Source organism: Methanosarcina spelaei (genome assembly GCF_002287235.1).
GTDB classification, from domain to species: domain Archaea; phylum Halobacteriota; class Methanosarcinia; order Methanosarcinales; family Methanosarcinaceae; genus Methanosarcina; species Methanosarcina spelaei.
Window position 1 is genome coordinate 1 of record NZ_LMVP01000011.1, and the last position, 16,861, is coordinate 16,861.

At 38.4% G+C, this 16,861-nt stretch carries 14 protein-coding genes; 11 read left to right on the top strand and 3 right to left on the bottom strand.

Features of this window, described 5'->3' with window-relative positions; translation table 11 throughout:
• Nucleotides 1-421 (top strand): IS1634 family transposase (locus ASJ81_RS01110; protein WP_141241552.1); only part of this gene is annotated, 421 nt, incomplete at its 5' end.
• Nucleotides 422-512: 91 nt separating this feature from the next.
• Nucleotides 513-1,871, top strand: a complete 1,359-nt coding sequence (locus ASJ81_RS01115; RefSeq protein ID WP_095642859.1) for a right-handed parallel beta-helix repeat-containing protein — start codon at nucleotides 513-515, stop codon at nucleotides 1,869-1,871.
• Between the two features lie 107 nt (nucleotides 1,872-1,978).
• Here ASJ81_RS01115 and ppcA read toward each other — a convergent pair whose 3' ends face one another.
• Nucleotides 1,979-3,559, bottom strand: coding sequence for a phosphoenolpyruvate carboxylase (gene ppcA / locus ASJ81_RS01120; RefSeq protein ID WP_095642860.1), 1,581 nt, complete (start codon nucleotides 3,557-3,559; stop codon nucleotides 1,979-1,981).
• A 301-nt stretch (nucleotides 3,560-3,860) separates the two neighbouring features.
• Here ppcA and ASJ81_RS24740 point away from each other — a divergent pair, with 301 nt between their 5' ends.
• Nucleotides 3,861-4,094 (top strand): hypothetical protein, encoded by a 234-nt coding sequence (locus ASJ81_RS24740; protein ID WP_394339128.1) that lies wholly within the window; start codon nucleotides 3,861-3,863, stop codon nucleotides 4,092-4,094.
• A gap of 840 nt (nucleotides 4,095-4,934) precedes the next feature.
• Here the strand turns inward: ASJ81_RS24740 and ASJ81_RS01130 are convergent.
• The gene (locus ASJ81_RS01130) at nucleotides 4,935-5,408 is read right to left on the bottom strand and encodes a universal stress protein (protein WP_095642861.1); all 474 of its coding nucleotides are present in this window, start codon (nucleotides 5,406-5,408) and stop codon (nucleotides 4,935-4,937) included.
• A 659-nt stretch (nucleotides 5,409-6,067) separates the two neighbouring features.
• Between ASJ81_RS01130 and ASJ81_RS01140 the strand changes: the two genes are divergently transcribed.
• Complete coding sequence (locus tag ASJ81_RS01140) at nucleotides 6,068-6,739, top strand: flavodoxin family protein (RefSeq protein ID WP_095642863.1); 672 nt, start codon at nucleotides 6,068-6,070, stop codon at nucleotides 6,737-6,739.
• Nucleotides 6,740-6,792: 53 nt separating this feature from the next.
• Entirely contained in the window at nucleotides 6,793-7,566 is a 774-nt protein-coding gene (locus tag ASJ81_RS01145; RefSeq protein WP_245859676.1) for a DUF169 domain-containing protein, read from the top strand.
• Between the two features lie 218 nt (nucleotides 7,567-7,784).
• On the opposite strand, the gene ASJ81_RS01150 is transcribed toward ASJ81_RS01145, so the two are convergent.
• Nucleotides 7,785-8,309, bottom strand: coding sequence for a DUF4405 domain-containing protein (locus ASJ81_RS01150; protein WP_095642865.1), 525 nt, complete (start codon nucleotides 8,307-8,309; stop codon nucleotides 7,785-7,787).
• Between the two features lie 1,351 nt (nucleotides 8,310-9,660).
• On the opposite strand from ASJ81_RS01150, the gene ASJ81_RS01155 reads away from it, so the two are divergent.
• From ASJ81_RS01155 to ASJ81_RS01180, 6 genes are all read left to right on the top strand, one after another.
• Nucleotides 9,661-10,569 carry an ABC transporter ATP-binding protein gene (locus ASJ81_RS01155; protein ID WP_245859679.1) on the top strand — a complete coding sequence of 303 codons (909 nt, stop codon included), beginning with the start codon at nucleotides 9,661-9,663 and terminating at the stop codon, nucleotides 10,567-10,569.
• A 106-nt stretch (nucleotides 10,570-10,675) separates the two neighbouring features.
• Nucleotides 10,676-12,064 (top strand): COG1361 S-layer family protein, encoded by a 1,389-nt coding sequence (locus ASJ81_RS01160; RefSeq protein WP_095642866.1) that lies wholly within the window; start codon nucleotides 10,676-10,678, stop codon nucleotides 12,062-12,064.
• Between the two features lie 128 nt (nucleotides 12,065-12,192).
• Nucleotides 12,193-13,431 (top strand): ABC transporter permease, encoded by a 1,239-nt coding sequence (locus ASJ81_RS01165; RefSeq protein ID WP_095642871.1) that lies wholly within the window; start codon nucleotides 12,193-12,195, stop codon nucleotides 13,429-13,431.
• Nucleotides 13,432-13,518: 87 nt separating this feature from the next.
• Complete coding sequence (locus ASJ81_RS01170; RefSeq protein WP_095642867.1) at nucleotides 13,519-13,698, top strand: hypothetical protein; 180 nt, start codon at nucleotides 13,519-13,521, stop codon at nucleotides 13,696-13,698.
• A gap of 358 nt (nucleotides 13,699-14,056) precedes the next feature.
• Nucleotides 14,057-15,115, top strand: a complete 1,059-nt coding sequence (locus ASJ81_RS01175) for a transglutaminase domain-containing protein (RefSeq protein ID WP_095642868.1) — start codon at nucleotides 14,057-14,059, stop codon at nucleotides 15,113-15,115.
• 904 nt (nucleotides 15,116-16,019) lie between these two features.
• The gene (locus ASJ81_RS01180) at nucleotides 16,020-16,691 is read left to right on the top strand and encodes a YkgJ family cysteine cluster protein (RefSeq protein WP_095642869.1); all 672 of its coding nucleotides are present in this window, start codon (nucleotides 16,020-16,022) and stop codon (nucleotides 16,689-16,691) included.
• Nucleotides 16,692-16,861: the final 170 nt, after the last annotated feature.

Here is a 16,861-nt window from a genome sequence, read left to right on the forward strand (position 1 = left end):
CAGTAACGACACTAATCTTGATGCTGAAAAGATGCTGGATCACTACAAAAACCAGAGTAAAGTGGAAAAAGGGTTCAGGTTCATAAAAGATAAGAGCTTTAGGGTTTCAGAAGTTTATTTGAAAAAACCTCAAAGAATTGAAGCTTTATCAATGGTAATGGTCTTAACTCTGATGGTTTACTCGGTAGCGGAATGGAAGCTGAGAGAGAGGCTAAAAGAAACAGGGGAAACAATACGTAATCAAATTAAGAAACAAACTCAAAAACCAACACTGAAATGGGTCTTCACGCTGATGAGAGGAATTACAGAAGTAAAAATAGAAGTGGAATCAAAAGTGGTAACTCAAATTGCCAATATGGATGAAGTTAAGGACAAAATAATAAGGTTGATGGGGATAAATTGTGAAAAATACTACATTTGAGTGAAGATCTGCGGAAAGACAGATATATTGATATTCATTGGTGTTTAAATTTTAGTTTATTAATAGAAAACTAAATAATATTTTATATTGAATGTGGGGGATTAAAATAAACAGATTTGTCAACTTAGCTGTAGCCTTTCTTATTTTCACGTTAAGTTCGAGTAACGGGACTGCAATTGAGATTCTCGTCCAGCCTGGAGAATCAATACAGGCCGCAGTAAACAATACAAGTTCAGGTGATTTGATAATCGTAAAGCCCGGAAACTATTCCGAAAACATTATAATCGGTACCCAGAATCTGACAGTAAGATCCGAATCCGGGAATCCTGAGGATACAATAGTTAGTGCAAACAACCCGAACATAAACGTATTTCACATACGAGCAAATAATGTAACGATTAACGGGTTTAAAGTCCGATCAGCCCAATATGCTGAAGTAACAGGAATTTATTTAGCCGGATGCAGTCAATGTACTATAAGTAACAATGACCTTTCGGAAAATTACCTCGGGCTGTATCTGAGTAACTCAAAAAATAACATGATTACGGACAATAAAATGAGCCTGAACGAGAAATACGGAATCCAGCTCATGCACTCGGAAGGAAATATACTCTCAAATAACAGTGCCAGTTCAAACCATCATGGAATTGTCCTGGAAAATAATTGCAGCGACAATAACCTGACAGGGAATACGGCAAGTTTGAATGCAGGTTACGGTTTTTACTTTATAAATTCAAGCAGTAACAATCTCAATAACAATACGATAAACAAAAACGATATGGGAATTTACCTGACAAATTCAAATCTGAACACAATTTCAGGGAATAATATTTTGGAGAACATACGGTACGGAATGTGGATCTCACACTCAAACTACAGCATAATTTCCGGGAACACGATTAACAAAAGTAACTCGGGCATTCGTCTGAACTCCTCGGACAATAGCACGCTTTCTGGAAATATTCTTGCTTTCAATTATATCTCAGGTCTTTCTATGTGTCCAGCCTGTGATAACAACACTATGTTCGACAACTATCTCAATAACGTCTTTAATGTAGAAGTCGGAAACAGGAGAAATACCTGGAACACAGAAATGAAAGCAGGCGTAAACATTGTAGGAGGGCCATACCTTGGAGGCAACTTCTGGGCAAGCCCGGCAGGGACAGGTTTCTCTCAAACCGCACAGGATAGGGATGAAAACGGCATTGCAGATATAAAGTATAACGAAACCAACTTTACGGATAATCTGCCGCTTGTGCCCGTATCCAATCCACAGCAAAAGGCACTCTCTATTGCGAATTCCAGTACTGAACTTACAAGTTTAAGTGCTGATAGCACAAGTTTAAGTACTGATCTTACTGACGTCACTGCTTCAAAAATGGCAAATACTCCTGTTGCGCAAAACGGCTCAAAAGAGAGCAATGCCACGGAAAAAGTTAATAATCAGTGATAAATTTGATTAAAAGTGAGGTCTACAGCCAGCAACACTGAAGGAAGACAAAAAGAAAGAAAAAAAAAAGAAAAAAGAAAAAGTCAATCGATCGGAGACTGAATAACTTAACCGAGGGCCTTTCTTATTTTTCCCATTTTGGTTAGTGTCGAGCATACAAGCTGGGAAACTTCTTCATCCATGCAATTTCCCCTGCTTCCTGCTTGCAAGAGGTCAGGCTGCATCATTTCTACCAGGATGCGGTACGAAGGTTCGGGACTTGTTTCAAGATCAAAGACCTCATGCAGGATATCCAAATCTTTGCGGACTTCCTTCAGACACTCCCTGGATAGGAAGCGGGAAGCTACATTGAGATCCAGATATCCTGACGCAAAATTCAGGTCACCTGCAAGGGAAGGGAAGTACTTTGTAAGCAAGTTTTCACAGGCAGCTTCTCCGAGTTTCTCCCGGGCTTCTTCAAGAGCACGGCCTGTCCCTATGAATTCCGGAGGCAGGCCTATGGAATAAAGAGCGCCTGTAAATTTAATTGCCCTTGGAAGATGAAGGTTTTCAGCAGGCATACTGGCTTCAAGCTCTTTTGCGATATCGGTACGGCAGAACTTAACCAGACCTGAGATGTCAGGAGCGCTTCTTGAATAGCCACCTGTACCTTTGTGCATAAGACGATCCCGTTGCTGTGGGAGAAGGTCAGCTATCCGGTTTATTACGGGAGCCAGTTGCCTGAGAATCCGGCTGTAACTTGTTCCAAATATCCCAATGAGATTTATTATTTCTTCTTTTTCTTCGACGGAAAAAAACTCAGGCGTTTCAGGTAGCCTGGCTTTTGCAAGTTTTACCAGGGATTCGGCATCCCCTTTTATATGACTGTACCTGAGCGCGGATTGGAGAGTAATAGTTCCGACCCCACGGTATTCCCTGAAAAAATTTTCTGCATTCTTCAGGTCCAGATGTCCTCTGAAAGGCAGTGTTCCTGCTCCGAATATGATACCAGTTTGGGTGTCGAGTTCGGAATTTAGTTCGCAGATTCCGTTTATTGCGTATTTGCATGAAAGTGTGCTCGCAACATGCCCGAAGGAAAGGGCAGAGTCGGACTTACCTAGAAATACCCTGAATTTCTCAGGATCTGTCCCGAAATGTCCATTCCAGGCAAGAAGCGTATTTTCTGCAAGTTCTCTCGCATGCAGCAACGCAGGAGCATCCTCTATAAGAGGAATTATGCGCGGGACCTCCATTGAGAAACCGAATTCTTTTTTTGCAAGTTCACTTACGTCTACCATATGCTGCTGAGCTTCAATGATTTCCTTGACGCTGTCTGTCATGGGATGCACGAATTCGTTGATTGCCTGAATATCCGAGTATTCAAGGGCATTGTAATTAGCCTCAGCAATTGACATCATAACCATAAGCTGCCTGAACCGGTTTTCCTGAACCGCACTCGGAGCCCGAGGAGTTATAAAAATGTCTTTTCCTGGGATCAGGTCCGTTTCTTCTATGAATTTCGATACAATCTGGACATTCTGATGGTAGGGAGTTGCCTTCCCTTCATAATCCGGCATATACTCATCACAGCCGAATACCTGTGCAGCCTCTATAGCTTCTTCCGGCTCTTCCTGCGTAGATATATATCTTGATGCCGAGTCCGGATGCTGGGTACACATTACTTTTGGATATGTTACTTTATTGCTCATGAAACTAAACCCTCACTGCTCAATAGGGCAAATTTTCAGGTTTTTCTATTTTTGTTTTTATTCCTGTCTGCCGCCAGCTCAACTGGCTTATCAACTTTATTGTTAACCATAAAATAAACTCAAAATGGTAGCGAAGAAGAACGTTTACTTAGCAATAAAGATTTTCGTTGACAATAGGTTGACATTGAAAGCGGAAATATAACCGCAGGCTTTGCGTACGAGGCAGCTCCCTCGATTGCGAATAAGATTATAGACGCCACAAAAACCGGAGAGATCAGCAGGTTTATGGTTATGGCAGGATGTGTCGGCAGGCAAAAAAAGAACTTACTATACCGATTTTGAAAAGGCCCTCCCTAAAGATATAGTGATCCTGACTGCAGGCTGTGCTTTCCCTCCTGAATCTCAGCATAAAGAATATCACACCCGGCTCGACGGCTTCCAGCTTTCCTCTCCCCTTATGTTGTTAAAGTGCTGGTTGAAAACTTCAATCTCATACCTATACAACCGTCGAAGAGGATATGAAAGTGCTTCTTAAACAGGCCTGAAACCAGGCAACCAGAAAAGCTAGCCTTTTAAATCGTTTTGATTGAAAATTTTTAAGAAAAGTTGATGAAAACATGAAAACGGGGCAATGCTTGAGTTCTATAGCCTTATCCTACCCTTCTGAATGCAAATAGATGAGGTACATATCGCAATGGTTGGAACTTGTCCTTTTTTCATTATTGAGTTTCATAGCATATCAACTGCTGGTTTTAACAGAAATTCAAAATAAAGTTGGAGATATGAGTTTATCTGGAATGTGCTTTTAAATAAATGTATCAAAAGATAATTTTAAAGAAATATATTAAAAGATAATTTTAAAGAAATATATTAAATAGATATATTTCTTTAAATATATTAAATTAGATAAGGAATTTTAAAAGATAATCTGAGATACTTGAGTTAAAAACTCTTCAAGAGAGTAAAGTTTGTTTAGTGTTAAAAGTATAGGTGAAGTTTCCTGAGGCTTACTCATTAATGTTTACTCTCTTAAACTTAAGATAAATCAACAAAATTCCAACGAAAGTTCCTAAAATTAAATATTTTATAATCTTTTTTGATTTTCCCATGGTCATCATCCCCAATTTCCATGTTTAGTAAATGTGTTGTACACATATTACAAACTTTCGATAGATATTTCCAATAGATATTGTTTAGTCTTATCGGCATTTACATACTTAAAATTGGAAGATTTTATACTAAATTCAGATATAATGTAGGGTATGAATTTGGAAAGAAAATATTTGAATTGAGACGGAGAGGATGAATAATAAGAAAGAAGCCTGAAAAAAGCAAAATTTAAAGGTTAAAAATTATAGTTTACTTGAGTTCAGCCTCATGCTTTATGTTTTTCCCTTACAACCATAACAGGAACCTTTGAGTGCCGGACAACATTTCCAGCAACGCTGCCTAAAAGCAGCCGTTCAATTCCTGTTCTGCCAAGAGTACCCATAACAATGAGATCCATTCCGTTTTCCTCGGCGTAACGGATAAGTTCATCTGCAGGATCTCCTTCAAGCACGATGGACTCCACATCGATTCCTTTTTTCTCTCCTAAACCTTTTACATAATCCACAGCCTGTTGAGCCTGTTTTTTCAATCCCTCATATATTAACTCCCAATAAGGATTCATACCCGTAGAAGAAAGATAATCCATATACATAGACAAGGAAGTAGTTGACACCACACAGACTGCATAAACCGTCCCTCCACTCAATCGAGCAAGTTCTATTCCTTTTTCGGCAGCTAGCCTGGAGCAATCTGAGCCGTCGGTTGCAATCATCATTTTCTTAAAATTAACGGTTGCCATAAAAACCCAGTTATATTATTTATCGGAAATAAATATAATAGCATCGGGCTTTGTAATATGGAAAAGTTATGGAAATTCCTGATCTTCAACAATATGAAAAAGAGTTGATCCTAAAACCAATTTTACCTTCAAATTAGTAAAATCTCAAAACTATTTTCGTGATCAAGAAATAAATTGATTATATGGAATCCGGGATTCAGAGAAGTAGTTTTGAGTTTTGGGATCGCTACACTTATGTCATTCTTCTCTCGTTCTGCCAGTGCAATTGCGTAGTCTCCTGTAGTAAAAAAGGATTGATGCGGAATGATTTCCTGATGAAAAACTAAGTCCATTTGTCAGTATCAACAGATGAAACAGGGCTGATTAAAAGGACTGGGATAAATATGGAGCCTATCCCAAAACCTATTTGCTTCTTCATTATGAGTTTTCAGTATCACTTTAGTGATTAGGTATTCAACTGACTGTTCCGAATACCAAATTCAAAAATCAAATTTTGAGTTTCAGAATAGACTTATAAAATATTCAGTAGGAAAAAATATTATCATTGAAGACGATTTTTACATATTCTTATTTTTGCATTTTATTCTTTTTCGCATAAGTAAGAACATGAACTTTCATTAATTGTTTTTATGTTTTGTAGACATATAAAGAGGGAAACTATGAAAGTAGTTGGTGTACTGTCAAGTCCACGAGGTAAAAAGAGTAACACTCTAAAACTAATGGATGCAGCCCTCCAAGGAGCTGCAGAGGCAGAAGCCGAAGTTGAAGCTATTGACATTGCAAAGTTGAAGATCAAATATTGTATTGCATGTGATTCTTGTCATGAGAAAGGCGAATGCACAATAAAAGATGACTTCAATTTAGTAATGAGCAAGATACTAACTGCGGATGGTATAATCTTGAGTAGCCCTAACTACATAACAAATGTTACAGCACAACTCAAGACACTGTTCGATAGAAGTCCACTTATGGTTCATGAACAGCTCTTTGAAGAGAAATACGGTTTTTCATTAACTACAGCAGGTAGTGGTGAAGTCGATTTTGTACTTAATATTATGAACAACTACATGAAAACCTGCGGGGGCAATACCATAGGAGGAGTTGGCTGTGCAATGTCGCAGGGCCCTTCAGCATTGGAAACAGCTATTGAAAAATCTCGTGAAATGGGAAAAGACCTTGTTAAAGCGATAAACGAAAAAAGGCAATACCCTGAACAGGAAGCTGCACAGAAAACCTGGAGAGAGCGGTTTAAGTATGTCCTCCTTGCCAATAAAGACCACTGGACGCATAACTGCGATTACTGGATGGAAAAAGGCTGGATCCAAAAATAACCTTCTTTGAGGGTGATTGTATAACATCAACAAATCTATTAAGTGTTAAGGAATTGGGGAATGAGCTTACTGAAGCTGGCAGATTAAAACTGCGTCCTCTATGTGTTTACGGTACGAATGAAATCCCTGAAGACGCAGTTCCATCATACACTGTAGACCGCTGTGTAGCAAAGGCGATTTATGCATCAGCTCTCTTTGAAGAGACGCCTTCAGTTTATGTTGAAGCGGGCCATGAACAGTGTTGTGCTGATGGGATGACCTGGATGGGGTTAGCGGAACCGCACCCGAAGCTTAAGTACTTCGTAACTGTGGGCATACCTGATTTCCATGGAGGTGCTGCCGAACATTTAAAAGCAACTCCTGAGCTATTCGATGAGCAGAGAAAGAGAGCAGGAAAAATCCTTCCACATGGAAAATACACAGTCATTGCTCCGTGTACTAACAACCCGGCACCTGAAATTGTCAGGTCTTTTATTGTCTTTGCAGGCAGCGAGCAGATCAGGAACCTCTGCGGACTGGCGCAGTTCAATAGCTCTGAGCCCTTTTTCAAAACCGTGATACCCGGAGGACCCATTTGCGCTACGATGATCGCTTTCCCGGCAGGCATGGCAGAAAATGCACCGAAAGACTCGGCTTATATCGGGCCTGTTGATCCTACAGGAAACCCCTGGCTGCCTCCAGAATTGATGATAATGGGTATTCCTTCGAGTTTGGCACAGCAAATGGGAGCCGACCTTGAGGAATCCTTTATCTGCAAGAGGAGCAAAATCGCATATCCTGAGAATCGTATAGCTATTAATCCATATATGAAGGTCATAGAGAAATGATAATACACAGGGAACGGATTTTAGACTCCAGAGTGTAAATTTTGAATAATAGACAATAAAATACTCAAGCTGCTAACCAGATATTTGAAAGCTGCTGAACAAATACCAACATAAGCATCAACCAGCTAACTGTCTGGCAATTTTTTCAGTAATTTATTATTTTCCTTAATCTATTTTTCTACCCTAAACAACTTTCTTGTCCTTAGATTTTGCTTACCTCAGTCTACAGGCATATAGTTTGCTTCGATAACTTCGCCCTCTTTCATTTCTCTTTGTCTACTGAATAAGCTCCTTGTGGTGAATATCATCCATCTCCAATGGAGTGCAATGTGAACAACAAAGAAAAACAGCATAAGGATTCCGATTTTATCATGAATAAGCCTCAAGATGGGGCCTGCTGCATGGTGGTTGAAAAGCATTATAAGACCTGAATAACTAACTAAAGCAAATTGAATGAAAAATGCCAAGTCCACAAAATAGTTGAGCTTTATTTTTTTTGTCTCTTTCATTTGCCCTTCTTTTCTGAAAAGGTTCTTTGTGCGAAGTAATATCCATCTCCAGTGCAGTGCAACATGAACGACAAAGAAAAGAAGCATCAAAACCCCAACTTTATCATGGATTAATCTTAAGATCGGACCTGCTGCATGGCGATTAAAATACATTATAAGACCTGAATAACCGACTAAAACAAATTGAACAAAAAATGCCAAGTCTAATAGATAGTTGAGCTTTATTTTTTTCATTTCCTCCCTCCATTTTGACGTTTATAGCTACAATTTTGTGAGATTCTTAATTTCAGTTCATTTGATTAATTTTCATTGATGATCTTGCTACATGAATCGTCTACTACAGCAGTTTTGCTGATTTCCGGCGAATACTGTACTCTCCCAAATTGGCAGAAAAAGAAATAAAGATACTTGCAAAAAATGAAGGTAAAAAAGGACTTACTTTTAATTTAAAAATTAAATAAAACATTTATTTTCAAATAAAGCTTAATTATGGAGTATTTTTAATTTAGAGACCTTTAACCTATGTTTGTTAATTGTATGTGTAATAAGAGCTAGACATGCAAGGGAAGGTAAGAAAACTGTCCAGTAGCTGAAGTACTTCAGGAATTATGGCAAAATCATGTTTATTCCTGTTAAGCACTTATGAATATTCTCTTTCCTGAATGCAGGATTCCCTACGTTATGTCTTCATATATTAAACTTTTGCAAATAAATCCTGATGAACTGTTCCAATTTTAGATGTTCTGTTTAGCTATTCCAGCTTTCAAGCATGTCCTGCTGGCCCTGTTAAGGGTTTAGAAAGTTTTAGAAGTCCTGAAGAGTTCTTTCCTCTCAGTGTCAGGTGAAATTCCTGAGATCGGATCAAATCACTGAAAAAATAATCTAAACTTTAGTTTTGTCGGTGGAAATGGATTTAATGGAAGGTTTGAAGGCTCTTTTGAGAAAATTCCCTAGCAGATAATACTTTATTGAGATTTAATTTTTTATTTAATATCTGATTAAAGATTAAACTTAACAAAAAACCTGTAAAAAAGCTTCATTGATAAGTTAGTTCTGTATATCTCCTGTTTTTGCTAAGTATGCTTTTATTATTAAACTCCAATGAAGGAGATGACTGCCTTCTCCTAGAAACTGAAAAGTAAGGCATCTGTCAGATGCAGATGCCTTAACCTTAGAGAATTCAATGGGAAATAAACTGATAGAGATAGGATACCTCGCCACTCTTAGGAACTCTCAAATCAGCACAAAAGTTCTCCCATTTGAAAAGTGATAGAAGGAAGCAGTCAAACCTGCACTCCAGAAAATGAGGCACTGTACATTTTACAGTGCCTCAAAACACGGAGCGGCTATCAACCCCTACTCCAAATGTGAGGCACTTCACATTTTGTAGGTGCCTCAAAAACGTAGACTGCTATTATGTTACTAGTCCTGTAATTCTAGAAGGACAATAAAATAGCAGTAAAACTAAATAACAGTATGATAAATATGAATATGTGCCTTTAGATTAGATGTTTCAGGTAGAATACGGACAAAATCGAAATTAGTCCGATAACGCTGAAGCATGGATATAGTTTAGAGGGTATGTATGACACTTATCAAGATTATAGAGACATTTAAAAAGAAATTAAATGCCTCATACGTTTTAAAGTCGCTTGAGAAAGCAGCAGATTTCTACGGCGAACCGGACAATGATTCCGAAATAAATAATCCAGGGGTGATCACGAAAAACAGCCCGTATGGCGATCCAGCTCGTAATTTTGCTAAAAATCTGGGTTCAGAAGATATCTTCAGGAATGGGGAAGTTCCACTTATCAAACTGACTAATGTCTGGAAAATTTATCAGATGGGGGAAATTGAGTTTGCAGCCCTTAAGGGAATAAATCTTGAGATTTATGAAGGGGAATTTCTGATAATTCTCGGACCCAGCGGAAGTGGAAAAAGCACGCTTATGAATTTGCTGGGCTGCCTTGATATACCATCAAAAGGCACGGTTTGCCTGAATTCGAAAGACATCTCAGAATTGAATGAATCAGAACTCGCCGTTGTCCGAGGACAGATGATTGGTTTCATATTCCAGAGCTTTAACCTTCTTCCAACTCTGAACACTGAAGAAAACGTGCTTTTACCCATGGAATTTCAGGAAGAAAATCGACAAATTGCCCGACAAAAAGCCTCATATCTGCTTGAAATTGTCGGACTCTCAGATAAGAAAAAGAACCTTCCCTCCCAGCTTTCAGGCGGGCAGAAGCAGAGAGTTGCAATAGCCCGTTCTCTGGCTGTAAACCCGCCTATAATCCTTGCAGATGAGCCTACAGGAAACCTTGATACCAAGACTGGAGATTACATTCTGGAATTTCTTGATGGATTGCAGAAAAGTGAAGGTAAAACTATTATTATTGTTACCCATGACCTTGAACTTATAAAATATGCAACAAGAATCGTGTACATAAGAGACGGTGAGATTGAAAAAATCGAGACATGCAAGGAAAAGTAATGAGGTATGGAAAAAGAACCAATCTGAAAAAGAACCGGTATGAAAAACTAATTATAAAAAATAACGAGGTATGAAAAATGAAGTAAACAGGAGTTGAGGAGTCAAAATGAAAAAGTTCTCTTTACTAAAAATACTACTGTTGTATTCAGTGTTCATATGCCTTGGAGCTGGAACAGCACTTGCCTCTAATGGTAATATACAATCTGCATTTTTGGAAGTAGACCTGGCCAAGCAGAACCCTGACGCTGCCCGTCCTGGAGAACCTGTTGAGCTCACTGTCAGCATGCAAAATGTAGGAAATGCTGACCTGAAAGACATTGTTGTCACAGTGAACCCGAAATATCCTTTCAGTAAGATTTCCGGAGAAGACCTGACAAAAAAAGTTTCCTACCTGAATGCACGGCAGGATGATGACGATGCAGCAGTCCTTAAATTCAAGCTTATGACAGATGCCAACGCTTCAGAAGGCACATACGATATAGATATTACTACCACTGCTAAAGAAAGCGGTTCCTCGTCAAACGTGATTACCATTACAAAAACCATCCAGCTCGAGGTAAGGGGTAAAGAGTACGCGCAGATTGTTACCATAAACAAGGCAAGTATTGACCTGGCAAAGGAAGAACCTCTGGAATTTATAATAACAAATACCGGAAACTCACCTCTGAAAAACATGGTAATTTCCTGGAAAGACCCAAAAGGGGTAATTCTGCCGGTGTATTCGGATAACACAAAATACATCAAATATCTGGCTGCAGGTGACTCCGTAACCGTATTTTACTCGGTAATGGCAGATGTAAACGCAGATCCTGGACTCTACACTCTGAATGTAAACCTTAGCTTTGAAGACTACAATTCCAATGAAAAAAACATTGCGACCACAGCAGGGCTTTTCGTTGGTGGAGAAACCGATTTTGATGTTTCCTTTTCGGAAAGTGATCAGGGAGAAATTTCCCTTTCAGTTGCAAACGTTGGTAACAACATGGCATATTCCGTGAAAGTCTCGGTCCCTGATCAAAATGGGTACAGGGTCTCAGGAAGCTCTTCAACAATTGTTGGAAACCTTGAGAAAGGAGACTATACAATTGCATCTTTCAATGTTGCAAGCACACAGGGCATTGGAGGAGCTGAAAATAGTGCAGGAACATCAGGGGAGGCTGCAAGAGCAAGAGAGAAAGATGAAAATGTAACTTCCAAGGGTTCCAATCCTCTAAAAGTCCAGATTGAATATACGGATGCAAGAGGAGAAAGAGTGACAGTTGATAAGGAAGTAAAACTCGAAACGACTGCCGGAAGTATGACTGCACAGGGACGAGGGAGATCAGGAGCAGCAGGTAACAGCAGTAGCTTCAGTTCATACTTAGTTTATATTATTTTAATAGCTGTTGCAGGAGCAGGTTTAATCATATACCGCAAAAAAAGGCAGACAGAAGATGAGAAACAATCCGGAAATAAAAAACCTGAAGACCAGAAGCATGGCTCAGGAACAGGTTAAGGGACAATTCGAGATTGAAAAGGGAGGTCTCCATAAAAAACGGCGTGGTCGGCGTGATAAAACGGTTAAATGGTTTACGCAACCTTTTTCAAAAAGGGCTTGACCGAAAAAGAATGGAAGGATGCAAGATGAGACAATCGACCTATTTGAAGATGGGTTTGAACATGCTTGTGCACAGCAAGCTCAGAAGTTGGCTGACCATTATTGGGATAGTTATAGGAATTGGGTCTGTTGTCGGCATTCTCTCCCTTGGAGATGCTATGCAGGAGCAGGTGCAGAGCAGGCTCGCCGAAATGGACCTGACAAAAATAACCATCAGTCCAGGATATACCAAAGCATCATCTAACATGCCTGGCTTTCCTGGGATGAGGGGTTCATCAACAGACGCTGAATTGACAGATGACGACATTGAAGCTCTTCAGGGTCTGGATGGAATACAGTACATAGCTGGCCAGATCTCAGGCAGTGAATCAGTGATTTATGCAGCGCAAAATGCCACTATCTCGATTACAGGTGTGGACCCTCAGGTCTGGAAATACATGACTACTCTGAAAACACAATCCGGAAGATTACTCGAACCTGCTGATAAGTATGTTGCAGTCATAGGAAGTGGGATTGCAAGTGGAGTTTATGACCAGGAAATAGGGGTCAACCAGGTAATAAATATAAACGGCAAAGCCGTGCGTGTTATTGGAATCCTGGAAGAAGAAGGTGAACGTGGGGACCGAAGTATTTACATGCCGATCGATGGGGCAGTAAATCTGCTTGATGACGCAGAAGAAGGTGTTTATGATTCAATTACTGTGAAAGCCAAGAGTGAAGATCTGGTTGATGGATTGATGGAAGATATAGTGAATAAGCTCATGGTTTCAAGACATATAATTCAGGAAGATGATAGGGACTTTTCCGTGACAGCTTCCAAATCGATGGCAGAGTCCGTCACTGAGATGACGAGTTCAATGACTCTATTTCTTGGTGCTATTGCAGCAGTGTCTTTGCTTGTGGGAGCTGTCGGAATTGCAAACACCATGTTTACCTCGGTCCTTGAAAAGACAAAGGAGATAGGAACTATGAAAGCCATTGGAGCGAAAAATCGAGATATCCTTATGATTTTTCTCTTTAATTCCGCAATGGTTGGTCTTGTTGGTGGTATCCTTGGAGATATTCTGGGAGCTTGTGTTTCAACTCTTTTCCCTATGCTGGGTCTGCAAATGATGAGAGGAGGAGGCTCTTCAGACATATATCTTGCTCCTGACCTGATGGCTTTTGGGCTCATCCTGGCAGTTTTAATAGGAGTGATCTCAGGAGTAGTCCCTGCGTACAGAGCTTCAAAGTTAAAACCAGTAGACGCACTAAGATACGAATGATTCACAGCTAACGGAAAAGAAAGAAGAAAGGTAGTAAACTCTTTCTTAATTTTTTGCTTCTTTGGAAAAAATAGAGGTAGGCCAAAAATGAATATGATTGACTTAGCAGTTTTTTCTGAAAAAAGAAGGAATTTGCTCTTACTTATAGAAAAGGAGCCAAGAAGAATAGAGCAAGCAGTTCAAGGATTACTTAACAGTAATTACGGTGAGACAAACAGATTGATAGAAGCCGAAAGTTCAAAATTGTTTGTTCACTGCAGAACGTGAATTTACCTTTTTTGATAGTAACAGACCGATTTATGAAATGGAACTTTTCCAAATTGATAAACGACTAAGCAACTAGTACTGTGATTCCCAAGTAGTTCATAAAATTTGACTTTTGAATAGAGCCGAGAATCACGGATTTTTCCAGGAATTAAGGAATTTATTTTGGAATCGAAGCACTAGCTAATAATGTGTTCAGAAAAAGAGGCTTTGCATTGGGGAAAAGAACTTTACGTATATTATGAAAAAGTTTCAAAACCTATAGCTTCAAAACTGGAGTTTTTGGACTTATTGAGTTTTCGATAGGAAAAATCAGTTTGAGAAAATAAAAAAATTATAAAAAACAAAGGTAGATGATTAAATGAAAAGAATTAATATGATTTTGATAGCTGTCCTTATACTGGCTATCTTTCCCTGTACTGGCGCAAGCGCTAAAGATGGAAATATTAGAAGCAGCCCAGAACATAAGAATACTACAGATTGGTTATTTATTGAACCCCCGAGTCTTGAGGTTCAGTACTGCAGTTTCGTAAGTACCATTGAAAGTAGAGTCAATGATTTTCAAAATTTGAATTCGAAATTTCCTTTGTCTCCTGGGGAAAGAAATAGAAATATGCCACAAAATTTCCAACCCACGAATAATGAAAGAAGGTACCAACAGTCATCTCCGGCTGTCACCAGAGAAGAACCTTCGGAAGATGTACCTCCTGACATGAGATCAAGGAGTTTTCTGGATGAACAATACATAACGCAGCAAAATACTTCCTACTATCAATCCTGTGTTACCCCATATGCAGACGCTATGACCTCTTACCTTAAAGAAAACAGTCTTGACGATAAATACGAGATCTATGAAGCCGCTTTATCGTGGACCTGGGTCTCAGATGAGACCCTGAACGGCGTAGATGAAAAGTGGCTTACTCCAACAGAGTTCCTTGAAAAAACTCCTACTTATTCCAGCAATCCGGATTACGGAGAGCCTGCCAGTGACTGTGAGGAGCAGGCAAATACTCTTGCATCCCTGCTGATCACCTCAGGAGAATATAATGAAAGTACTGTACGTGTAGCTATAGGAAAAGTAGATTTCGGAAATGTTAGTGGCGGGCATGCCTGGGTAGAAGTTTATGAAAATGGGGAATGGTTCCCACTTGATCCGACTGAAGGACCATACTATGACGATGAAAACTGCTCTATAGTATCTGAGGACGTATCGGAAATCAATTATGACGAGTACCTGGAAAGTACATATCCGGCTGCTAAAGTCTGGTATTATTACAATAACAAGTATTTTATGGAAGTAGGAAAGCAGAATGAAAATGTTCCGGTGTTCTGGAACGAGCAACCAGAAAGTTATCCAGAAAAACAGAATGGAGATGCTCAAGCGTTCCGAAACAAGCAGCTGGAAAGTTATCCGGACTGAATACCCGTGGGGTAAGATATTTCCAATCCCAGTAAACCTCTCAGATTTTTTAACCTTGAAAACGGTGCCTGGAGAGAGGAAAAGTACCTCCGAAACTTTCATTCATGTTTAAGGGAATTGAAAATCGAGAGGTATTTCATTTTCCTACCTCTCTTTGAGCCATAGTTGCTCTCTTGGGTCAAAAAGTTTCTTTTATCGGATTCGCTTTTCTATGTGCTTTATTGAATGTAGTTTCTTCTATATTCAATATATCTTGGTTTGACAGGTTGACATTATGAACTGAATGCGTCTCAACCTATCAATAACTTTCTTGCTAGCATTTTTCAGGTGTCTGGAATATTTATTTATTTACTTTTTTATTTATTTATTTATTTATTTATTTACTTTTTTATTTATTTACTTTTTTATTTATTTACTTTTTTATTTACATATTTAATTGTTTATTTTAAACTGATTAATGTGTGTCCTGAATCTCGCTACTTGCATATGCAGAAAAACTACTTTTACAACAATTTTTACGGACAGTAATGTGCTTTACATGAAAAATGCACCAGGTAAAATTTCTTAAAAATGACACTTCTCAAAGTTTTTCATTATAAAAAATTTCAATTTCAGGATTTAACTCATTGTACTTTATTAAACCTTGATGCCTCAAAAGTAATATTGTCTTATAAAATTTTTATAGTATTTATTTTTTTCGTAAGATTAACACTTTTGAATCGTTTACTTAAAGTTCAACCTATTTTTATTTTTTTGAATCTCAGAAATGTTAGCACAATCAGGCATACATGTAAATATTACTTATTAAAAATATATGCAATGGAAATGCCGTAGGAGTGGGTTTTTAGGTCGAATTCAGGAAAATAAAATAAAAATGTATAAATGAATACAAAGAGGTTTTTAGGTGTTATACAAGAAAATATCTATGCAAAAGTACGAAAACTTACACAAGATATTCAGTGGAAGTAACAGGAATACTTTTAAAATCTGCCGTGAATGTGGGGGAGCATGCGAGCATAATAAAATCGGAACTTTGTTGCCCGGGGAAGAAGAATATATGGCAAAAAAAATGGGTATAAATGTTTCGGAGTTTAAAATTCGCTACCTTGATGTTCTGAAAATGGACGACGGAACTTTAATACATGTATTAAAATTGGGAAAGTTGTGCCCATTTTTAAGTGAAGAAAGTAAAGAATGTAACTGTCGAGAGTTTAAGCCTGTATTCTGTAAAATCTACCCATTAATCCTTACACTTGAAAATGAAAAAATAAATTTTAAAATAGACAATTCGTGTAAATTGTCAAGAAAAAAAGCTTGCAGGCTTTATTTCGAAACTGCTATCCCGCTTTTATCAAATCTAGAAATTCCAGTAGATTGGTTGAGATATGTAACTAGCTATGATAATCTCTGCTTCGACTACGATCAATTGAAAGAATACAGGAGAAGAAAAAATAAGTACGCAGTTTTTTCACTGGAAGAATTGTTGAGTTTGCAGAAAGCTAAGATCGAGCCTATCAATCTATGTGTTGATTTCGGTCACGATTTCGTTCAGAAAGTTGAAGAGCCGGTTTTCTAACTTTAAGCTAGAGAGAGCGAATTCAAGTAATTATAGAGACCTGAGTTAGATATAACAAAGTTAAACTTCTATTTTTCAACATTCAAATTTTTGTATCCTCTTCAAATTTAAGGGATTTTCAACCGCATAAAAAATATAATAGTTTTTCCATTTTCCCTTATCATATTTTG

What these genes read in the sequence shown, in the direction of transcription:
- ASJ81_RS01150 (WP_095642865.1), bottom strand. Translation starts at nt 8,309, where the DNA reads ATGAAAAAAATAAAGCTCAACTATCTATTAGACTTGGCATTTTTTGTT.
- ASJ81_RS01115 (WP_095642859.1), top strand. Translation starts at nt 513, where the DNA reads ATGTGGGGGATTAAAATAAACAGATTTGTCAACTTAGCTGTAGCCTTT.
- ASJ81_RS01155 (WP_245859679.1), top strand. Translation starts at nt 9,661, where the DNA reads ATGACACTTATCAAGATTATAGAGACATTTAAAAAGAAATTAAATGCC.
- ASJ81_RS01160 (WP_095642866.1), top strand. Translation starts at nt 10,676, where the DNA reads ATGAAAAAGTTCTCTTTACTAAAAATACTACTGTTGTATTCAGTGTTC.
- ASJ81_RS01130 (WP_095642861.1), bottom strand. Translation starts at nt 5,408, where the DNA reads ATGGCAACCGTTAATTTTAAGAAAATGATGATTGCAACCGACGGCTCA.
- ASJ81_RS01175 (WP_095642868.1), top strand. Translation starts at nt 14,057, where the DNA reads ATGAAAAGAATTAATATGATTTTGATAGCTGTCCTTATACTGGCTATC.
- ASJ81_RS01165 (WP_095642871.1), top strand. Translation starts at nt 12,193, where the DNA reads ATGAGACAATCGACCTATTTGAAGATGGGTTTGAACATGCTTGTGCAC.
- ASJ81_RS01170 (WP_095642867.1), top strand. Translation starts at nt 13,519, where the DNA reads ATGAATATGATTGACTTAGCAGTTTTTTCTGAAAAAAGAAGGAATTTG.
- ASJ81_RS01140 (WP_095642863.1), top strand. Translation starts at nt 6,068, where the DNA reads ATGAAAGTAGTTGGTGTACTGTCAAGTCCACGAGGTAAAAAGAGTAAC.
- ppcA (WP_095642860.1), bottom strand. Translation starts at nt 3,559, where the DNA reads ATGAGCAATAAAGTAACATATCCAAAAGTAATGTGTACCCAGCATCCG.